Genomic DNA, 411 nt, shown 5'->3' with positions numbered 1-411 from the left:
GTGGAAATGGATCCGGATCGCGCCGTGTTCGTTCACATAAATCTCTTCGCTTCCCACCCCGACCACCGTGGCGACTTCATCACCGTCCGCCAGGGGTTTGTAGCGATAAGGTGGCCGCCAGTCCTGATGGCCTGGAATAAAGGCGACCTCGTTTGTCAGTGTCGTCCCTTCGCCCCCGTCGTTTGACGCGACAGGTTGCTGCCCATAATGCGTGACCGAGATCACCTGCCAGCGGTCGTTCATGGCCTCTATTGGATGGGATTGCAGGGTAAAAATTTTGCCCGGACGAAGCCGGATACAGTTAGTTTTGGCAGTGCCGACTTTGCTGTAGTTTCGTAACTGTTCCAGCCGCAATTGGGTAAAAGGTTTTCCTTCCTCGTCCCACTGGAAACGTCCGTAACTTTCAAACAC

The 411-nt window shown here is 54.5% G+C and carries 1 protein-coding gene; it reads right to left on the bottom strand.

Annotated elements, in window-relative coordinates; translation table 11 throughout:
- On the bottom strand, nucleotides 1-411 hold a 411-nt coding region (locus tag ACGF5R_RS24580; protein ID WP_387693264.1), incomplete at both ends, for a contractile injection system protein, VgrG/Pvc8 family.

It is taken from the genome of Photorhabdus sp. RM71S (assembly GCF_042879355.1).
Taxonomy (GTDB): Bacteria; Pseudomonadota; Gammaproteobacteria; order Enterobacterales; family Enterobacteriaceae; genus Photorhabdus; species Photorhabdus kayaii.
The sequence above is the reverse complement of the archived record's forward strand: the minus strand, read 5'-3'. Positions and strand labels throughout refer to the sequence as shown.